General features: G+C 69.2%; 19 protein-coding genes. 14 read left to right on the forward strand and 5 right to left on the reverse strand.

The window, feature by feature from the left end:
* The first annotated feature begins 122 nt into the window (after positions 1 to 122).
* The gene (locus tag C7H75_RS17885) at positions 123 to 593 is read left to right on the forward strand and encodes a gamma-glutamylcyclotransferase family protein (protein WP_005518595.1); all 471 of its coding nucleotides are present in this window, start codon (positions 123 to 125) and stop codon (positions 591 to 593) included.
* Positions 594 to 600: 7 nt separating this feature from the next.
* Here C7H75_RS17885 and C7H75_RS17890 read toward each other — a convergent pair whose 3' ends face one another.
* From C7H75_RS17890 to C7H75_RS17900, 3 genes are all read right to left on the reverse strand, one after another.
* Positions 601 to 1752: a M20 family metallopeptidase gene (locus tag C7H75_RS17890; RefSeq protein WP_005518594.1), complete on the reverse strand. Its 1152-nt coding sequence runs from the start codon at positions 1750 to 1752 to the stop codon at positions 601 to 603.
* Positions 1749 to 2885, reverse strand: coding sequence for a M20 family metallopeptidase (locus tag C7H75_RS17895; RefSeq protein WP_005518592.1), 1137 nt, complete (start codon positions 2883 to 2885; stop codon positions 1749 to 1751). Before C7H75_RS17895 ends, C7H75_RS17890 begins: the two co-directional genes overlap by 4 nt.
* Positions 2886 to 2955: 70 nt before the next feature.
* Positions 2956 to 3654 carry an enoyl-CoA hydratase/isomerase family protein gene (locus C7H75_RS17900; protein WP_022597206.1) on the reverse strand — a complete coding sequence of 233 codons (699 nt, stop codon included), beginning with the start codon at positions 3652 to 3654 and terminating at the stop codon, positions 2956 to 2958.
* Positions 3655 to 3708: 54 nt separating this feature from the next.
* On the opposite strand from C7H75_RS17900, the gene C7H75_RS17905 reads away from it, so the two are divergent.
* The 4 genes from C7H75_RS17905 (at position 3709) to C7H75_RS17920 (ending at position 7443) form a co-directional block, all read left to right on the forward strand.
* Positions 3709 to 4494, forward strand: coding sequence for a purine-nucleoside phosphorylase (locus C7H75_RS17905; protein WP_022597207.1), 786 nt, complete (start codon positions 3709 to 3711; stop codon positions 4492 to 4494).
* Positions 4491 to 5987 carry a phospho-sugar mutase gene (locus C7H75_RS17910; protein WP_022597208.1) on the forward strand — a complete coding sequence of 499 codons (1497 nt, stop codon included), beginning with the start codon at positions 4491 to 4493 and terminating at the stop codon, positions 5985 to 5987. The genes C7H75_RS17905 and C7H75_RS17910 overlap by 4 nt, the downstream gene beginning before the upstream one ends.
* Positions 5988 to 6034: 47 nt before the next feature.
* Entirely contained in the window at positions 6035 to 6652 is a 618-nt protein-coding gene (locus C7H75_RS17915) for a PepSY domain-containing protein (RefSeq protein ID WP_005518587.1), read from the forward strand.
* An 86-nt stretch (positions 6653 to 6738) separates the two neighbouring features.
* Positions 6739 to 7443, forward strand: coding sequence for a PepSY domain-containing protein (locus C7H75_RS17920; protein ID WP_022597209.1), 705 nt, complete (start codon positions 6739 to 6741; stop codon positions 7441 to 7443).
* Here the strand turns inward: C7H75_RS17920 and upp are convergent, their stop codons facing one another.
* The gene (upp, locus tag C7H75_RS17925; RefSeq protein ID WP_013416800.1) at positions 7444 to 8067 is read right to left on the reverse strand and encodes a uracil phosphoribosyltransferase; all 624 of its coding nucleotides are present in this window, start codon (positions 8065 to 8067) and stop codon (positions 7444 to 7446) included.
* A 106-nt stretch (positions 8068 to 8173) separates the two neighbouring features.
* On the opposite strand from upp, the gene C7H75_RS17930 reads away from it, so the two are divergent.
* Genes C7H75_RS17930 through C7H75_RS17950 form a run of 5 tightly spaced genes read left to right on the forward strand, consistent with a single transcriptional unit; the run spans position 8174 to position 11628 of the window.
* A complete protein-coding gene (locus C7H75_RS17930) occupies positions 8174 to 8518 on the forward strand; it encodes a type VII secretion target (protein ID WP_022597210.1) in 345 nt (114 codons plus the stop codon).
* The gene (locus tag C7H75_RS17935; RefSeq protein WP_106851659.1) at positions 8515 to 9669 is read left to right on the forward strand and encodes a bifunctional WXG100 family type VII secretion target/C40 family peptidase; all 1155 of its coding nucleotides are present in this window, start codon (positions 8515 to 8517) and stop codon (positions 9667 to 9669) included. Before C7H75_RS17930 ends, C7H75_RS17935 begins: the two co-directional genes overlap by 4 nt.
* Before the next feature lie 26 nt (positions 9670 to 9695).
* Positions 9696 to 10049 carry a hypothetical protein gene (locus tag C7H75_RS17940; protein ID WP_013416803.1) on the forward strand — a complete coding sequence of 118 codons (354 nt, stop codon included), beginning with the start codon at positions 9696 to 9698 and terminating at the stop codon, positions 10047 to 10049.
* The gene (locus C7H75_RS17945) at positions 10046 to 10351 is read left to right on the forward strand and encodes a YbaB/EbfC family nucleoid-associated protein (protein WP_005518575.1); all 306 of its coding nucleotides are present in this window, start codon (positions 10046 to 10048) and stop codon (positions 10349 to 10351) included. Before C7H75_RS17940 ends, C7H75_RS17945 begins: the two co-directional genes overlap by 4 nt.
* A gap of 47 nt (positions 10352 to 10398) precedes the next feature.
* Complete coding sequence (locus C7H75_RS17950; protein ID WP_106851660.1) at positions 10399 to 11628, forward strand: SatS C-terminal domain-containing protein; 1230 nt, start codon at positions 10399 to 10401, stop codon at positions 11626 to 11628.
* Between the two features lie 14 nt (positions 11629 to 11642).
* On the opposite strand, the gene C7H75_RS17955 is transcribed toward C7H75_RS17950, so the two are convergent.
* Complete coding sequence (locus C7H75_RS17955; RefSeq protein ID WP_084847476.1) at positions 11643 to 12731, reverse strand: adenosine deaminase; 1089 nt, start codon at positions 12729 to 12731, stop codon at positions 11643 to 11645.
* 589 nt (positions 12732 to 13320) lie between these two features.
* Between C7H75_RS17955 and sdhC the strand changes: the two genes are divergently transcribed.
* From sdhC to C7H75_RS17975, 4 genes are read left to right on the forward strand one after another with little or no spacing between them, the layout of a single operon-like run.
* A complete protein-coding gene (sdhC, locus tag C7H75_RS17960) occupies positions 13321 to 13725 on the forward strand; it encodes a succinate dehydrogenase, cytochrome b556 subunit (RefSeq protein WP_005518569.1) in 405 nt (134 codons plus the stop codon).
* A gap of 1 nt (position 13726) precedes the next feature.
* On the forward strand, positions 13727 to 14170 hold the full coding sequence (locus tag C7H75_RS17965) for a succinate dehydrogenase hydrophobic membrane anchor subunit (RefSeq protein ID WP_005518567.1): 444 nt from the start codon (positions 13727 to 13729) through the stop codon (positions 14168 to 14170).
* A gap of 15 nt (positions 14171 to 14185) precedes the next feature.
* Complete coding sequence (gene sdhA / locus C7H75_RS17970) at positions 14186 to 15937, forward strand: succinate dehydrogenase flavoprotein subunit (protein ID WP_005518565.1); 1752 nt, start codon at positions 14186 to 14188, stop codon at positions 15935 to 15937.
* Positions 15937 to 16713 (forward strand): succinate dehydrogenase iron-sulfur subunit, encoded by a 777-nt coding sequence (locus tag C7H75_RS17975; protein WP_005518563.1) that lies wholly within the window; start codon positions 15937 to 15939, stop codon positions 16711 to 16713. The genes sdhA and C7H75_RS17975 overlap by 1 nt, the downstream gene beginning before the upstream one ends.
* The last annotated feature ends 80 nt before the right edge of the window (positions 16714 to 16793 follow it).

The following is a 16793-nucleotide window of genomic DNA, read 5'->3' on the forward strand; positions in this document are numbered from 1 at the left end:
CTATTCCAGTGACCGGGAACACGCAGGCAACGGGCCCCTCCCGAGCGCCGAGCACGTCGGATCGTGCGCCGGACGGTTCTCCGGGTTCCCCAGTTCCGAGCCGACGGATTAGGCTTGCCGCCGTGCCGATCTATGCCGCCTACGGGTCCAACATGCACCCGGAACAAATGCTCGAGCGCTGCCCGCATTCGCCGATGGCGGGCACCGGGTGGCTCCGAGGCTGGCGATTGACCTTCAGTGGCGGCGACATCGGCTGGGAGGGCGCACTCGCGACGGTCGTCGAGGATCAGGACGATCCGGATGCTGCGGTCTTCGTCGTCCTCTACGACGTCCCCACCGAGGACGAGGAGCGCCTGGACCGCTGGGAGGGTTCCGAACTCGGCATCCATCGCAAGATCCGGTTGCGCGTCGACACCGCCGACGGGCCCGTTCTCGCCTGGCTGTACGTGCTCGACGCCTACGAGGGCGGCCTGCCCTCTGCCCGCTATCTCGGCGTGATGGCCGATGCCGCGGAGATCGCCGGCGCCCCGGCCGAGTACGTCCGGAGCCTGCGCACCCGCAACAGCCGTAACGTCGGCCCCGGCACGCCCTGACCGCCTGTCAGGACTGCAGCACCAGGTTCGTCAGGACCCGGACTCCGGTGACCAGCGCCCGCTCGTCGAGGTCGAACGTGGGCTGGTGGATGTCCAACTGAGGGCCGTGCCCGGACCACACGCCCAGCCGCGCCATCGCGCCCGGCGCCTCCTCCAGATACCAGGAGAAGTCCTCGCCGCCACCCGACTGCGGGGTGTCCGCGAGAGCGTCGGGACCGATCGCGCGCACCGCGTCCTCGAACATCCGCGCCGACACCTCGTCGTTCACCACCGGCGGCACCCCGCGCCGGTAGTTGAGCTCGTAGCGCACGCCGGTCGGCGCGAGCAGTCCGTGGACGATCTCCCTGACCGTCGGCTCGAGCAGCGCCCACGTGTCGTGGTCTCCGGTGCGGACGGTCCCGGTGAGGATGCCGCTTCGGGGGATCGCGTTGGGGGCCTGCCCGGCGCTGACCGCGCCCCACACCATCACCGTGCCGCTACGCGGATCGATGCGGCGGCTGAGCATCCCGGGCAGCCCGGTGATGACCGTGCCGATCGCGTAGACCAGGTCCGTCGTCAGGTGCGGCCGGGAGGTGTGACCGCCCGGCGAGTCGAGGACGAGTTCGATGGTGTCCGCCGCGGAAGTGATGGCACCGACCCGCACGCCCACCTTGCCCGCCTCGAGCCGCGGGTCGCAGTGCAGTGCGAAAATCCGCGAGACCCCCTGCATCCCGCCGGCGGCCACGACGTCGATGGCACCGCCCGGCATGACCTCCTCGGCCGGCTGGAAGATGAACCGCACGCCGATCGGCAACTGCGGCAACGAGTTCAATGCCAGTGCTGTCCCGAGCAGGATCGCGGTGTGGGCGTCGTGGCCGCACGCGTGCGCCACGCCGGGCACGGTCGACGAGTACGGCGCACCCGTCGCCTCCTGCAGCGGCAGCGCGTCCATGTCGCCGCGCAACCCGATCCGCATTCCGCCGGGGCCGATGTCGCAGATCACGCCCGTCCCTCCGGGCAGCAGCAGCGGTGACATCCCGGCCGACGACAACTGGCTCGCAACGAACGCGGTGGTCGCGAACTCGTGCCGCGCCAGTTCCGGATTGGCGTGGAAGTGCCGACGCCACCGCGACAGGTCCATCGTGTGTTCGGCGAGCCACTTCTCGACGTCCTCGTTCACCGACGTTCCACTCCTTCCAGCAGGCGCGCTCGCTGACCTTCGTCGAGCGCGGCTCGAATCGTCGTGCGCGCCAGAGCGATCGCACCGTCGACCACGGCCTGGTCGGCCGACTCGTTAACCGCTGCCGCCGCGAACGCCGGCTGATGCGTCACCGCGCCGCCGGAATCGAGTCCCACGACCGGGTGAATTCCGGGCAGCACGTGCGTCACGTTGCCCATGTCGGTACTGCCCAGCGGCCGAGACGATTCCAACTCGGCGGACAGCGGAGTCCGGCCGAGGTCGACGATCTCGTCGCGGTACACGTCGGACAGCCACGGGTCCGGCCGCAGTTCGCTGTACGGCGGCGAGACCGTGCGGATCCCGTGTGTGCACCCCGTCGCGAGCGCCCCGGCCGCGAAGCACGCCTCGGCGCGGGCGGTCAACTCCTCGAGCGAGTCCGCCGTCCGCGCCCGCAGGTAGTACAGCATCTCGGCGTGGGCGGGCACGATGTTCGGTGCCGCGCCGCCGTCGCTGACTATTCCGTGCAGTTGCTGCCCCGGCGACAGGTGCTGACGGAGCAGCGCGAGACCGACCTGCGCGACGGTGACGGCATCGGCTGCGTTGCGGCCGAATTCCGGTGCGGCCGACGCGTGCGCCTCCCTGCCCGCGAACGTGATCGCGAGGTCGGCGAGCGCGAGCGACGTCGCACCCACGATGTCGAAGGGTCCGGGATGCACCATCAACGCCGCCGCGACATCGTCGAAGACACCGCGCTCGAGCATCAGCACCTTGCCGCCGCCCGTCTCCTCGGCCGGTGTCCCGATGACCCGCACGGTGATTCCCAGCGCATCCGCGACCGGCGCCAGCGCGAGGGCGGCGCCGACCGCGGATGCCGCAATGACGTTGTGCCCGCACGCATGACCGATCTCCGGGAGCGCGTCGTACTCGGCGAGCAGCCCGATCACCAGATCGCCGCTGCCGACAGTCGCCTCGAACGCCGTGGGCAGATCGGCGATTCCGGTGCGCACGTCGAAGTCGTGACCGCGCAGGAAGTCGACCAGCTTGGCGGCGCTGCGGACCTCCTCGAACGCCAATTCCGGTTCGTCGTGGATGGAGTGCGACAGCGCGATCAGATCCGATCGCGCGGCCGACACCGTCTCCGATACTGCAGGGGATCCTGACCTCACAGCGTCCAGTCTCTCACTCCTGCGGGCCGGGCCCTCGTCAACCGAACTTGAAGTTGCTCTCGTCGGTCGCGGTGCCGAGGGCTTCGAGCGTTTCGCGGTGGATGCCGCGCTTGATCCCGGAGAGATTCGCCCCGCGCGTGGAGACGAGTGCCGACGCCCGCGCGACGGCAGCACCGAGCACCAGATCGCCCTCGACGGCGTCGTCGACGATGCCCGCCGCCAGCGCGTCGGCCCCGCCGTAGCGGCGTCCCGTCGTCATCGCCTCGACGGCCGTCTGCCGCGTCAACCGGGACGTGAGGAGCGACGACATCCCCACCGTGAACGGCATGTTCAGATTGACCTCGGGCAGGCAGTAGTAGCCGCGGTCGCTGCGCATGACGCGGAAATCCTGCGACACCGCGAGCATCGCGCCGGCACCGAAGGCGTGACCCTGCACGGCCGCGATCGTCGCCATCGGGAAGGTCAGCAGCCGGGAGAAGACCGTGTGCACCCGATCGAGATACCCGGGCAGCTTGTCGAGGTTGCCGAAGATCCAGTCGGTGTCGAGGCCGTTCGTGTAGAACTTTCCGGTCGCCGTGGTGACCAGCGCGGCGGGCCCCTCGTGCGCCTCGACCTCGTCCAGCAACGCGTGCGTCGCGTCGATCCAGTCGGGGTGGAACCGATTCTCGTTGTCCGTCTCACCCTCGTTGCCGAGGTACAGGACGAAGACGTCGCCTTGACGATTCAGGTATGGCATGGGCGCGATACTACCCGCGAGTAACATCGCGTGCCGCCACTACTGTGTCCCTTCATGGGCACACTCGAGCAGCAGGCCGCCGACGTCCTCGCCGAACGTACCGGGATCGCGAAGCACCGCGCCGCGGTCGTTCTCGGATCGGGATGGCGGGCCGCAGCCGACTCGCTGGGCGAGCCGGTCGCCACGGTCCCGATGGCGGACCTTCCGGGTTTCGCCACACCGTCCGCCTCGGGACACGCCGGCACGGTGCTTTCGATCCGTGTCGGTGACACGCCGGTTCTCGTACTTCTCGGTCGCGCGCACGCCTACGAAGGGCACGACCTCACGCGCGTCGTGCATCCGGTCCGCACCGCGATCGCCGCCGGCGCCGACACCGTAGTGCTCACCAACGCCGCGGGCGGGATCCGCGAGGGGATGAGCGTCGGGCAGCCCGTCCTCATCAGCGACCACCTCAACCTCACCGCAAGGTCACCGCTCGTCGGGGCCCAGTTCGTGAACCTCGTCGACTCCTACAGCCCCCGGTTGCGGACCCTCGCCCGCGAGATCGACCCGACCCTGGCCGAGGGCGTGTACGCGGGACTGCCCGGCCCGCACTACGAGACGCCCGCGGAGATCCGCATGCTCCGCATCCTGGGTGCCGACCTGGTGGGGATGTCGACCGTGCACGAGACCATCGCGGCCCGCGCGCTCGGCGCGGAGGTCCTCGGCATCTCCCTCGTGACCAACCTCGCCGCCGGCATCACCGGAGAACCTCTCGACCACGCCGAGGTCCTGGCCGCTGGGCAGGCGTCCGCCGGGCGCATGGGCGGACTGCTGCGCGACCTGCTGGCGCGGCTGTGACGCTCCGCTTCGGGACCGCCGGCCTACGCGGACCGGTCGGCGACGGACCGGACTGCATGAACGTCGGGGTCGTCGAGCGCACCACGGCGGGGCTCGCGGCCTGGCTACGCGGCCAGTGCCTCGGCGGCGGCATCGTGGTCGTCGGCCGGGACGCCCGGCACGGGTCGGAGGAGTTCGCGGCGGCCGCGGCCGAAGTGCTCGCGGCGGAGGACTTCGACGTGGTGCTGCTGCCGCGGCCACTGCCCACTCCCCTGGTGGCGTTCGCGGTACGCCGACTCGGCGCGGCAGCCGGCGTGCAGATCACCGCATCGCACAATCCGCCCGCCGACAACGGATACAAGGTGTACGTCCACGGCGGGGCACCGCTCGCGGCCCCGGCCGACCGCGAGATCGAGGACGCGATCGCGAACGTCGAACGGGTCGGCCGTGCCCCGGTCACGCCGGTGGACGACGCGCTGGTCACCGCCTATCTCGAGCGAGTCGCGTCACTGCCGTTCGGCGACAGGCGGGACATCCGGATCGCACTCACACCGCTGCACGGTGTCGGCGGCGAGATCGCGGTGGCCGCCCTGCACGCGGCGGGGTTCACCGACATCCACACCGTCGCAGGGCAATTCGCACCCGATCCAGACTTTCCCACCGTCACGTTCCCGAACCCCGAGGAACGCGGCGCCACGGACGAACTGCTCGCGCTCGCTGCGTCCGTCGACGCCGACGTCGCGATCGCACTCGACCCCGACGCCGACCGCTGCGCGGTCGGTGTGCCCGGTCCGGACGGCTGGCGGATGCTCACCGGCGACGAGACCGGCGCGCTGCTCGGCGATCGGATCCTCGCGCACGCCTCCGGGGACGCACTGGTCGCGACGACGATCGTCTCGTCGACGCTGCTCGGCCGGATCGCCGAGGCCCGCGGATTTCGTTCCGCCCGCACCCTCACCGGGTTCAAGTGGCTCGTGCGCGCCGGCGAGGGCCTGGTCTACGCGTACGAGGAGGCCGTCGGGCACTGCGTCGACCCGCAGGTCGTGCGCGACAAGGACGGCATCTCCGCGGCCGTGCTGATCGCGGACCTGGTCGCCGACCTCGCGGCGGACGGGCGCACTCTCGGCGGTGCCCTCGACGACCTTGCCGCGCGCTTCGGCGTCCACGTCACCGGCCAGGTCTCGCGCCGGTTCGACGACCTCGACGAGATCGGCCGGGCGATGGCCCGACTGCGCGAGTACCCGCCGGCGGAGCTCGCCGGAATCGGCGTCACGGCAAGGGACCTCGCCGCGGCGCGCGGTCCGCTCCGCACCGACGCGGTGACCCTGACCGGCCCGGGGCTCCACGTCACGGTCCGGCCGTCGGGCACCGAGCCGAAACTCAAGGCCTACTTCGAGGTCGTCGAACCCGTTACGTCCACCACGCACCTAGCCGCCGCCCGGGTCGCCGCACAGGCGCGGGCCGAGGCGGTGCGGGCGCACCTTGCGGCGGGAGATCGACCCGGCACATCCTGAAGCGCGAGTACCTCCCACCCGAAGGTGACAACGGAACGGAGAAGACGATGCTCCGACAGAACGGTTCCACGTCGAGGACGCGCACGGCGACCCTCGCGATCACGGGGGCCGCGCTCGTCGCTCTCGCCGGTTGCGGCGGGAACGACGACGGCTGGCAGGATCCCACCTCGACCACCGGCACGACCACCGGCACGACGACCGGCGCGGGCACCGGCACGCCCGACGCCGCCCCGGGCACACAAGCCCTCGCTCGGGCCGGAGCGACCGCCGTGGCGGCGGTACCCGAGGGTGTCCTCGTCTCGATCGAAGCCGAGCACGACCGGACGTGGGAGGCGCAGGTCGTCACTCCCGACGGGATCGAACACCACGTCGATGTGTCCGCCGACGGCGCGACGGTCCTCGGGACGCCCCGGATCGAGGAAGAGGACGAAGCCGACCGCGCGAAACACCGCGACCGCGTGCAGGGAGCGACTCTCGACTACAACGCGGCCACTGCCGTCCTGCTCACCGAAGTACCCGGCGGCGCGGTCACCGAACTCGACCTCGACTCCGCCAACGGCACCACGGTGTGGGAGGCCGACGTGATCGACGAGTCCGGCACCAAGCACGAGGTCACCGTCGACGCCGCGACCGGCACGGTCCTGGCGAACACGACCGGACGCTGAACTCGGCGAACCTCCCGCTCGGGCAGATCAATCTCTGGTACAACGTTCCGGTACCGATGGTTGGCGATTTGAGAGGTTTGGCCGATATGAGAGTTTTCCAGGGCGCTGCCGCAGGCCGGGTCCGAACGGCTGCCGTCGTCGGCGCAGCACTCGTCGCCTTGGTCGGTTGCGGCAACGACGACGGCGGCGCGGCAACCACCACGAGCGCCGCTGCCGCGACGAGCACCTCCGCGAAGGCCTCGACGACGTCGGCTTCGGGGGCTTCGGAGGCTTCCGAGGCTTCGGGGGCTTCGGGGGCTTCGGGGGCTTCGGGGAACACGGCGACATCCCCCACATCGGCATCGGGCGCGACTGGCGCCCCGACGCTCGCGCCCGGCTGGAACGCCAAGGTCTTCGAACATGCCGGCCGCACCGCGCTCGCGGCAGTTCCCGGTAGCTCGCTGGTGTCCATCGAGGAGAACAGCGACGGCAGCTGGGTCGTCGACCTGATCAACGCCGACGGCGTCGCGGTCGAGGTCGGCATCTCCCCCGACGGTGACCGCGTCATCGCCGGCCCCTCGGTGACCGGGGAACCCACTCCGGGCACCGACGTAGCCGAGCTCGACTACACGGCCGCCACGGGCGTCGTGCTGACCGAGGTCCCGGGCGGCCGGATCACCGACCTGCAACTCGTGGTGGAGAAGGGCGGCACGTACGTGTGGGAGGCCGACGTCGTCGACGCGTCCGGAGCGCGGCGCGCCGTGGACGTCGACGCGGTGAGCGGACGCGTCCTGCAGAGCGCCCCGCGCTAGCTAGCGGGGGCCGAACTGGCGGTCGCCCGCATCGCCGAGTCCCGGCACGATGAAGGCGTTCTCGTCGAGGCCCTCGTCGACGGTGGCCGTGACCAGGCGGACCGGGTGGCCGGAGTTCGCGAGGGCGTCGACGCCCTCCGGTGCGGCGACCACACACACCGCGGTGACGTCGGTGGCGCCACGCGCGACGAGCAGATCGATCGTGTGCACCATCGAACCGCCGGTCGCGAGCATCGGATCGAGCACGTACACCGGGATGCCGGAAAGGTCGGCCGGCAGCGACTCGAGGTACGGCACCGGCTGGTGCGTCTCCTCGTCCCGGGCCATCCCGACGAAACCGACCCGCGACTGCGGGATGGCCAGGCTGGCCTGGTCGACCATGCCCAGGCCCGCTCGCAGGACCGGGACCAGCAGGGGCGGCGCCGCCAGTCGGTAGCCCGTCGTCACCGCCACCGGCGTCTTGACGTCGAACTTCTCGACCGGGGCGTCGCGGATGGCTTCGTAGATCAACATCTGGGTCAGTTCGCGCAATGCGGACCGGAACGTGGGGCTGTCGCTGCGCTCGTCCCGCATCGTCGTCAGAAGAGCAGCTGCCAGCGGATGATCGACCACGCACGTTTCCATGAGTTCACAGGATAGTGGGGACCTCCGCCGCCGAATTCGATGGGAACCGAACCGCGCCTCACCGCGTCCAACTCTTCGACGGACATCTTCTCGACGGGGGGACTGCATGGGTGAGTTCTCGGCACGGACGGCAGGTATCGCGACGTTCGGCGCGACGGCCGCTGCTCTGGCCGCACAGACCGAGGCCGCGGGCGCAGCCGCGGGCGCGGCGGGTCCGGCACTGCTCGGACCGGTCTTCGGAGTCGTCGGGGGCGACTTCGTGGCCGCGTTCACGGCCGCTCAGGATGCTCACGTTGCCCAGGTGCGGCGACTGTCGTCGGCCTGGTCGGCCATGAGTGCAGCGGCCGCGAGCACCGCCGCGGCGTACGACGCGACCGATGCCGCGGGCGCAGGCGCCCTCATCGACACGGGCGCAGGCGCCCTCGTCGCGACGGACGCCGGGCTCTCATGATCGACGTCCTCGCGCGCCCTGTCGTCGACCTTCTCGCCGCGTTCGGTTCCGGTGACCTTCCGGCCGGCTCCCCCGCCGCATCGCTGCGGGCGGCCTCGGAAGCGATCGACGCCGCCCATGCGGTGGGGCGGACCGGGATCAGCGAACTCGGGGGCACCTGGACCGGTGTCGCCGCCGACGCGGCGGTCACGAAAGCGGAGGCCACACAGTCCGCATCCGTGCAGCTGTCGGATCGCGGCCGGGAGATCGCGACCGTCGTCGAGGCTGCGTCCGAGAGCGTCCGGGCAGGCAACGCCGAGCTCGCGGCGATCCTGCAGTCCTTCCTCTCACTCGCGTCCTCGGCGCTTCCCGCGCTGGCGACACCGGCCGGGCAGATGATGTTGATCGGTGCCGCGACAGAACACCTCGGTCGTGCGCTGACCGTCGTCGAGCGAGTGCGCGGAGAGTTGGCCGCGCACACCGCGAAGATCGTGGACCTCACCGCCCCCGACCCGGTGCCGAACGACGCCCGCACGGTCGCCGCGTCCGCGACCCTTCCCGCGGCACCCGTGGCACCGCAGGCCGATGTGGCCGGGCGGGTGCTGTCGGCGTTCGCGGGTCCCTCCTCGGGGCCCGTCGGATCCTTCGGCTCGTCGGCCGGCGACGTGGCACCCGTCGCCTACGGCTCCGGCTCGTACGGTTCCGGTTCGGCCGTGGCATCCACCGAGAGCGGCAGTGCCGGCGGCTCGACTTCGTACGATCCCCGCTTCGGCGGGAGCGGTGTCGAGATCGTGCTCCCCGACGGCACCACCGCCGTGGCCCCCAACGAGGAGGCCGCCGACGCGGTGCGCAATGCCCTCACCCAGCAGGGTGTGCCGTACCAATGGGGCGGCACGACGCCCGGACAGGGTCTGGACTGCAGCGGCCTCACCCAATGGGCTTACCGCGAGGCCGGAGTGGAATTGCCGCGGCTGGCCCAGGAACAGAGCGTCGGCGTTCCGGTCGCCCAGGAAAACGTCATGCCCGGCGACCTCGCGGTGTGGGACGGCCACGTCGCGATGGTGATCGGCAACGGCCAGATGGTCGAGGCCGGCGATCCGGTGTCGGTCAGCGCGATCCGAACCAGCAACAGCGGCATGGGCTTTCACGGGTTCTACCGGCCCACCGAATGAGCATCCCGTCCCACGATCGGAGTGACATGACTGAACCGTTTCCGCCCCCACCGGCGTCGCCGGCGTCCTCGGCGACCGCTGTCAACCGCGCGCGTACCGTTGCGGTCCGGGCCACCGAGACGGGGCTTCCGCTCGACATCCGCATCGACAGGGGCGAACTGCGCTACGGCGGCGAACGCCTGGCCGCCGAGATCCTGCGGCTGTGCCGCGAGGCGGGCCGGGAGGCCGGGGCCCGGCGACGCGAACAGTTGACCCGCGACGGCGTGCCCGCCGACGTGCTCGATCGGCTCGGGCTGCCCACCCGCGACCAGGTCGCGGCGAGTCAGCGCGCCGAGGACGAGAACCAGGCCGCACCGGCGAGTTGGATGCGACCGGCATGAGCGGGCGCGAGATGGATGCGGTCGTCGAACGGGCGAGCGCTCAGCTGGACCTTCTCGACGGCGCGTTGTCCGCACTCCAGGCCGTTCGGGCGGAAGCCGCGAGCGAAGACGGACGCGTGCGCGTGGAGGTCGACGGCAACGGCAGCCCGACCGGGTTGTGGCTCAGCGATTCCCTGCAGGACCTCGACGCGGCGGTCCTCGCGCGGACCATTGCGCACACCGCGCACCTCGCCGCCGCGGCTGCAACCGAGGAGCGCAATCGCATCACGTCGGAACTGTTCGACACGTTCGACGCGCGTTGACGGCGTCCAGCTATATCTTTGCCGCGCGGCTGGCTAGGCTTCCGGCCATGGCTGGAGACATCGTCCCGATCGAACTCGGTCTCACCCGAGGCGACCTCGTCACCCTGTGGGCCCCGAGCTGGCGCGAGGGCGACGACGAGTGGGAGGCATTCCTCGGCCACGAGGAAGATCTGTACGGGTTTCCCACGGTCGCGGAGCTCGCCGCGTTCATCCGGACAAACAGCGACAACGATCTCGTCGATCACCCGTCGTGGGCGACCGTCTCGCAGCTCGCGGCTCCCGAACTCGAGCCGGACGACGACCACGGCTACGACCTCGTCGGGGTCCCGGAACTCGCGGCCGGTGATCCCGAACCGCTGACCGTCGCCGAACTCCGCAGCACCCTCGACATGGTGCGCAACCTCGGTGAGGTCTGCGAGCTCGAGCCGGTCCTGAAGTTCTTCGCCAACCACTCCGAGCTGAACTACCTGCGTGGCGGCCAGGACGTGTTCGCCGGCCGCGAGGGCGAGGAGCTGTGGGACCGCATCGGCACCGCGATCGCCCGGGGCTGGGACGCGGTGATCGATGCGGTGGACTCGATCGTCTCGACCCCGGCGGTCGACGCGCAGGCCCTGGCGATCGCCGAGGCCGAGATCCTCGCGGCGGAGGAGAACGTGGTCGACGCCGACGACGACGCCGAGGCCGACGAGGACCTGGAGGAGTACGACGCCGATTCCGAGGACGAGGAGGAGACGTTCTGGACCGAGGTCGGTATCGACCCGATCCAGATCATCACGTCCGAGACCACCTACTACTCACTGCGCTGCTACCTCGACGAGCACGCGGTGTTCCTGGGCCGCGGCGGAAAGATCTCGGTGTTCGGGTCGGAGCGCGCGCTGGCCCGCTACCTGGCCGACAACCACGACCACGCGCTGGCCCAGGTGAGCACGTACGAGCAGGTGCAGACCGCCGCGGTCGACGGCTCCCTCGACATCGAGGTCACCGATCAGAACGTCTACGTCCTTCCCGGGCTGGCGGACGACTTGGCCGAGGGCCCGGACGCCGTCGACGCCGACCAGTTGGAGTTGGCCGTCGAGTTGTTCACCGACGCCGCCGACTTCGCGAAGGACGACGCCACCGATGCCGCGCTCGCCGCGTCGACCCCGCTCGGCTGGTACGTGTCGTACATTCTCGAGCCCGATCCCGGTCGCATGACCCCGAGCCCGCCGTTCCAGGCCGAGGCCGAGGCGTGGCGCGCCCTGGAGAACGAGTTCGAGACGCGTCTGCGCCCCGAATAGGCCGGGCGGGCAGGTCAGCCGATCAGCACCGCGTAACCCGGCTTGATCACCCCGTCGATCAGCGCCAGCCGTTGGTCGAAGGGGATGAACGCCGACTTCATCGCGTTGATGGTGAACCGTTCGAGATCGCTCCAGCCGTAGCCGAACGTGTCGACCAGCGCCAGCATCTCGCGGCTCATCGTGGTGTCGCTCATCAGCCGGTTGTCGGTGTTGACGGTGACCCGGAACCGCAGGCGCGCGAGCAGATCGAACGGATGCTCCTCGAGGTTGGCGACCGCACCGGTCTGCACGTTCGAGCTCGGGCACAGCTCGAGCGGGATCCGCTTGTCGCGCACGTAGTTCGCGAGCAGGCCCAGGGTGATCTCGCCGTCGGGTCCGACCACGATGTCGTCGGTGATGCGCACCCCGTGCCCCAACCGATCGGTTCCGCAGAACGCGATCGCCTCGTGGATCGACGGCAGCCCGAACGCCTCGCCGGCGTGGATCGTGAAATGCGCGTTGGACGCGCGCATGTACTCGAAGGCGTCGAGATGTCGGCTCGGCGGGTATCCGGCCTCGGCACCGGCGATGTCGAAGCCGACCACGCCGCGGTCGCGGAAACGGACCGCGAGTTCTGCGATCTCGCGCGAGCGCGCAGCATGCCGCATCGCAGTGAGCAGGCAGCCGACCCGGATCTCGCGCCCGTCGGCCCGGGCGTTCTCCTCGCCCTCCCGGAACCCTTCGAGGACGTGCTCGACGACGTCGTCGAGGCTCAGTCCGCCCTCGAGATGCTGTTCGGGCGCGAACCGCACCTCCGCGTAGACCACGCCGTCGTCGGCCAGGTCCTCCGCGCACTCGCGCGCGACCCGGCGCAGACCGACCGGGGTCTGCATCACCGCGACGGTGTGCGCGAAGGTCTCGAGGTAGAGCTCGAGCGAACCGCTGTCGGCGGCGTTCCGGAACCACGCGGCGAGTCCGTCCGGCGCCTCGGCGGGTAGCCCCGTGTAGCCGCATTCGTCGGCGAGTTCCGCGACGGTGCCCGGCCGGAGGCCGCCGTCGAGGTGATCGTGCAGCAGCACCTTGGGCGCGCTGCGGAGGTAGTCCAGATCCAACGGCGCTGTCATGGCTAGACGGTAGCCGCGGGACCTGTCGATCGGGTGGCATCGGAATGCCGAGTGTCGGAACGCGTGATGGCCGGCAGCCGGTGTTTCGAGTTGATGCCGACCACTCCCGTCACACGAGACGACGGCTGTAACCACGAGGAATGAGGTTACCGGCGAGTAGATTCAGGAAGGCGCACCACAGACCGTGTGAGACATTTTGCACATTGCATCCGCAGGACGCAGACCCATCGATTCAGGGCCAGATCCCGGGTAGCGCGTGGACCCACCACGCACGCGGCCGACCACGCAACACCGACCACTATTGTCGCGCAACAGTTTCCGCCGAAACAGGGCACTAAGTCCCCACCTGGGACCAACCACTGAATGCATGCAGACAATCGACACCCGGCATCGACCCCGCTATGGGAAGGCAAACCTAACAAGCAATTTCGTGGCCGTACGAACCACAGAGGGAATTAGTTCCCGGATTCGGTTGGGTTTAGAGTTCACAGAAGTCGGTTTAGGTTCTCGTCGAGCCCGAGCTGCTGGACACCCGAAAAGCTGTGCAGGCTCGACGCGCCCACCAAAGACGTTGGAGGCACAGCACTCGATGAGCAGCACGACTGAAGCCGCTCCGGCCAAGGAGCGCACCCGGTCGCTTTACCGGGGAGACCCCGGCATGTGGTCTTGGGTTCTACACCGGATCACTGGCGTAGCGACATTCTTCTTCCTTTTCGTCCATGTCCTGGACACCGCACTCGTGCGCGTCAACCCGGACACCTACGACCGAGTCATCGAGACCTACAAGAACCCCCTTGTCGGCCTCATGGAGCTCGCGCTCGTCGCCATGGTGCTGTACCACGCACTCAACGGCCTGCGCGTGATGCTCGTCGACTTCTGGTCGAAGGGACCCCAGTACCAGCGCGTCATGCTCTGGGTGATCATCGCGATCTGGTTCGTGGTCATGATCCCGGGTGCCGGACGCATCTTCTACAACATGTTTGCGGGGCACTGACATGACGACAGAAGCCAAGTCTCTCGGCAAGGCGTACGACCGCCCCGCCAGCCTGGACAACCCCCGCTCGCCGCGCAAGCCGGCGAAGAACAACTTCGAGCTCTACGCGTGGCTGTTCATGCGTTTCTCGGGCCTGGCGCTCATCATCCTGGTCCTGGGTCACCTGTTCATCATGCTGATGCTCGACGACGGCGTGCACCGCATCAACTTCGCGTTCGTCGCGGGTCGCTGGTCCAGCCCGTTCTGGCAGTTCTGGGACCTCACCATGCTCTGGCTCGCCCAGCTGCACGGCGGTAACGGCCTGCGCACGGTCATCGCGGACTACTCGCGTAAGGACTCCACCCGGTTCTGGCTCAACACGATCCTGGTCGTGTCGATGATCCTGATCATGGGCCTGGGCACCTACGTCATCTTCACCTTCGACCCCAACATCTCGGCGAGCTAGGGGAGCAGAGACTTCATGCAGGAACATCGTTATGACGTCGTCATCGTCGGCGCCGGTGGCGCTGGCATGCGCGCAGCCATCGAGGCCGGGCCCCGCGCTCGCACCGCGGTCCTGACCAAGCTGTACCCCACTCGCAGCCACACCGGTGCCGCCCAGGGTGGCATGTGCGCCGCCCTGGCGAACGTCGAGGAAGACAACTGGGAGTGGCACACCTTCGACACCGTCAAGGGTGGCGACTACCTCGCCGACCAGGACGCGGTCGAGATCATGGCCAAGGAAGCCATCGACGCGGTGCTGGACCTGGAGAAGATGGGTCTCCCGTTCAACCGCACGCCCGAGGGCAAGATCGACCAGCGTCGTTTCGGTGGTCACACCCGCGATCACGGTAAGGCCCCGGTTCGCCGCGCATGCTACGCCGCCGACCGCACCGGCCACATGATCCTGCAGACGCTCTACCAGAACTGCGTCAAGCACGACGTCGAGTTCTTCAACGAGTTCTACGCGCTCGACATCGCGCTGACCGAGACCCCCGAGGGTCCCGTCGCCACCGGCGTCATCGCCTACGAGCTCGCCACCGGCGAGATCCACGTCTTCCATGCGAAGTCGATCGTCTTCGCCACGGGTGGCTCGGGTCGCATGTACAAGACGACGTCCAACGCGCACACCCTCACCGGTGACGGCATGGGCATCATCTTCCGCAAGGGCCTGCCGCTCGAGGACATGGAGTTCCACCAGTTCCATCCGACGGGACTGGCCGGCCTGGGCATCCTCATCTCCGAGGCCGTCCGCGGCGAGGGCGGCATCCTCCGCAACGTCGACGGCGAGCGCTTCATGGAGCGCTACGCCCCCACCATCAAGGACCTCGCGCCGCGCGACATCGTCGCCCGCTCGATGGTGCTCGAGGTGCTCGAGGGTCGCGGTGCCGGTCCGAACAAGGACTACGTCTACATCGACGTCACGCACCTCGGCGAGGACGTGCTCGAGGAGAAGCTCCCCGACATCACCGAGTTCGCGCGCACCTACCTCGGCGTCGACCCGGTCACCGAGCTCGTGCCCGTCTACCCGACCTGCCACTACGTGATGGGCGGCATCCCCACCAAGATCAACGGTGAGGTGCTGCGCAACAACGAGGACCACGTTCCCGGCCTGTACGCCGCCGGCGAGTGCGCGTGTGTCTCGGTGCACGGTGCGAACCGTCTCGGCACCAACTCGCTGCTCGACATCAACGTCTTCGGTCGCCGCGCCGGCATCGCCGCCGCGGAGCACGCCGAGAAGTCCGACTTCGTCGAGCTGCCCGAGAACCCGGCCGCGAACGTCGAGAAGTGGCTCGAGGTCATCCTGTCCGACCACGGCCACGAGCGCGTCGCGGACATCCGCACCGAGCTGCAGCAGTCGATGGACAACAACGCGTCGGTGTTCCGTACCGAGGAGACCCTGACGCAGGCGCTCAAGGACATCCACGCCCTCAAGGAGCGCTACAACCACATCACGGTCCAGGACAAGGGCAAGCGCTACAACAGCGACCTGCTCGAGGCCGTCGAGCTCGGCTTCCTGCTCGAGATGGCCGAGGTGACGGTCGTCGGTGCCCTCAACCGCAAGGAATCGCGTGGCGGCCACGCCCGCGAGGACTACCCGGATCGCAACGATGCCGAGTACATGCAGCACACGATGGCGTACAAGGAAGGATCGGAGCTCATCTCCCCGATCCGTCTGGACTACAAGCCGGTTGTCCAGACCCGCTACGAGCCGATGGAGCGTAAGTACTGATGTCCGCACCTGTCATGGACAAGGACGCAACCGCGCTGCCGCCCGTCCCCGAGGGCGCGGTCATGGTCACCCTCAAGATCGCCCGGTTCAACCCGGAGGACGGCGAGGGCCAGCGCTGGGAGAGCTTCCAGGTCCCCACCCTGCCGACCGACCGTCTGCTGAACCTGCTGCTGTACGTGAAGGGCTACCTGGACGGCACGCTGACGTTCCGTCGCTCCTGCGCGCACGGCGTCTGCGGTTCGGACGCGATGCGCATCAACGGTGTCAACCGTCTGGCCTGCAAGGTCCTGATGCGCGACATGCTGCCCAAGGACGGCAAGCCGATCACGATCACCGTCGAGCCCATCAAGGGTCTGCCGGTCGAGAAGGATCTGCTGGTCGACATGGAGCCCTTCTTCGACGCGTTCCGCGCCGTGAAGCCGTTCCTCATCACGACCGGCAACGAGCCGACCCGCGAGCGCATCCAGTCGCAGGCGGACCGCGCCCGGTTCGACGACACCACCAAGTGCATCCTGTGCGCGTGCTGCACCACGTCGTGCCCGGTGTACTGGAGCGACGGCAGCTACTTCGGCCCGGCCGCGATCGTGAACGCACACCGCTTCATCTTCGACAGCCGTGACGAGGGCGCCGCCGAACGCCTCGACATCCTGAACGACAAGGACGGCGTGTGGCGCTGCCGCACGACCTTCAACTGCACCGACGCGTGCCCCCGCGGCATCCAGGTGACGAAGGCGATCCAGGAAGTCAAGCGCGCGCTGCTGTTCGCCCGCAAGTGACGCGTTCGTAGGAATCAGCACCACCGTTTTGCGCACTCGGCGCTGCTCCCGACCTGGTCGGGGCGGCGCCGAGTGCGCAG

Source organism: Rhodococcus (subgen. Prescottella) equi (assembly GCF_003013675.1).
GTDB lineage: Bacteria > Actinomycetota > Actinomycetes > Mycobacteriales > Mycobacteriaceae > Prescottella > Prescottella equi.